General features: G+C 40.9%; 2 protein-coding genes. One reads left to right on the top strand and one right to left on the bottom strand.

Translation table 11 applies throughout. From position 1 onward, the window contains the following. Positions 1-176 precede the first annotated feature (176 nt). The gene (locus tag E5A76_RS15765) at positions 177-830 is read left to right on the top strand and encodes a CatB-related O-acetyltransferase (protein ID WP_053988949.1); all 654 of its coding nucleotides are present in this window, start codon (positions 177-179) and stop codon (positions 828-830) included. A gap of 55 nt (positions 831-885) precedes the next feature. Here E5A76_RS15765 and E5A76_RS15770 read toward each other — a convergent pair whose 3' ends face one another. Next, complete coding sequence (locus tag E5A76_RS15770; RefSeq protein ID WP_181319818.1) at positions 886-2,295, bottom strand: amidohydrolase; 1,410 nt, start codon at positions 2,293-2,295, stop codon at positions 886-888. Between the last annotated feature and the right edge of the window lie 54 nt (positions 2,296-2,349).

The following is a 2,349-nucleotide window of genomic DNA, read 5'->3' on the forward strand; positions in this document are numbered from 1 at the left end:
ATAAAGCAAACGATTATCTGTAAATTTAATGGAGATGCTATTAATTAATTGTTATTCACTGTTTGTTTATATGGTTAGTATTTATCTTCAGTGTTTAATTTAATATAACGATTATTATCTTCAGCAGTGATTTGAGATCCATTACACTTAGGTGCATTGAGCATGTAGGAGTATTTATGGCGCAGTTTGAAACATGGTTACAAGGTCAGGAGCTAAAAGGAACTATTACCAACCCGAATATCATTGTCGGTGACTACAGTTATTATTCTGGTTATTACCATGGTAAATCGTTTGAGGATCAAGCGGTTCGCTACTTGCTTGGTGATCAGGTGACACAAGAGGTTTGGCAAAGTGGGGTATTCGGCGAGGTTGATAAACTAATCATTGGTAAATTTTGCTCTATTGCGTCAGGAGCAACATTCATGATGGCGGGCAATCAAGGTCACCGCATTGATTGGATTTCAACATTCCCGTTTGGTAATGCGTTTGGTGACGATGTACCAAGTGGTTTTAAGCGTGCCGGTGATACTGTGATTGGTAATGATGTTTGGATTGGCTCTGAGGCGATGATAATGCCAGGGGTTAACATTGGTAATGGTGCGGTGATCGGCTCACGTTCAGTGATAACCAAAGATGTTGCACCTTATACTGTTGTCGTTGCTAATAACCATGTGGTTAAACAGCGCTTTCAGCCAGAACAAATTGAGATGCTAACGGAAATGCAATGGTGGGATTGGTCAGAGCAACAACTGAAACAAGCCATACCATTGATGTGCAGTGGTGATGTTGAACAGCTTTACCACTATTACCTTAAGCATATTAAAGAATAAAAAATAGGGCAGTGAAACGTGTTCGCTGCCCTATATCTAACTAATAAGAAATTAGTTACTGTACGATTTCGCCGCTTTCGATTACAGTTTTACGTACTTTATCTGCAAAAGTTTGCGCTTCTTTGCGGATATTATCTTCGTTTACTGTTAGTAGGTTACGGTCTTCCATGATCACTTTACCATCAACAATGGTGTGTTTAACGTTAGTTGCGTATGCAGAGTAAACCAGTGCTGAGTATGGGTTGTAAACCGGAACCATGTTTGGTGCTTTAGTATCGATAACGATCACATCAGCCAGTTTACCTACTTCAAGTGAACCTAATTTATCTTCCATATGAAGGGCACGCGCTGCACCAATGGTAGCCATTTCGATAACGTTTTTCGGTGGCATTGCGGCACGATCTTTATTAACCAATTTATGTACTTTCGCTACTTGGTTAAATTCATCAATCGTACTTAGTGTGTTACCTGACATTGGGCCATCAGTGCCTAGACCGATACGTAGATCTTCGTTAAACATCTTCAGTGCAGGCGAAACACCTTTTGCAGATTTGATGTTGGCGCTCATGTTATGAGCTACACCCACATCGTGCTTTTTCAAAATCGCAATGTCTTCATCGTTAGCATCAATCACGTGTGCAGCGATGAAGTTATCATTTAGCGCACCGATTGATTCCATGTATTTCACTGGCGATAAACCACCAGAGCGTTTAGCAATCACATCACGCTCACGATCAGACTCAGCTAAGTGCATCATCACTGGCGCATCATATTTCATTGATAGCTCAGCGATCTTTTGTAGTGTTTCTGTCGAGTTGGTGTATGGACCATGTGGCGCAAATGCCATAGTGATACGTGGGTGATCTTTATATTCTTTGATCAGCTTTTCTGCGTACTTGATACCATCTTCTGGTGTTTTTGCACTAGCAACAGGGAACTTAATGATCGTTTCACCTAAGATTGCGCGCATACCGATTTGGTCAACGGTTTTAGCAACTTCATCTTCAAAGTAGTACATGTCGGCATAAGTGGTAACACCACCTTTTACCATTTCAACGTTGCCCAGTTGCGCACCAATGCGCACCATTTCACGTGATACTAGCTTTTTCTCTAATGGGAAAATGTAGCGGTGAAGACGATCTGGCACATCGTCAGCTAATGAGCGAAATACCGTCATAGAAGCGTGAGTATGGGTGTTGATCAAACCAGGCATCACAATATCACCATCAGCATCAATGGTTTTTGCTGACTTGTATTCACCAATATTTGAACCATCTGTTACAGCGACGATTTTGTTGTCTTTAATTGCAACTAAGCCACGGTCGAAGATAGTGCGATCACGATCCATGGTGAGGATTTGTCCATTTTTGATCAAAAGATCAACATTTTCGATAGCAAAAGCAGAGCTGCTAGCAAGAGATAAAGTAGCTAATGAAGCTGCTAATAACGTTTTCTTTAACATCAAGTATCACCGAAGAGATGGGGTTTTGCGCAGATAATACCGAGTAATTTTTTATTG

Origin of the sequence: Photobacterium lucens (genome assembly GCF_009873615.1) — a bacterium.
Classification (GTDB): Bacteria; Pseudomonadota; Gammaproteobacteria; order Enterobacterales; family Vibrionaceae; genus Photobacterium; species Photobacterium lucens.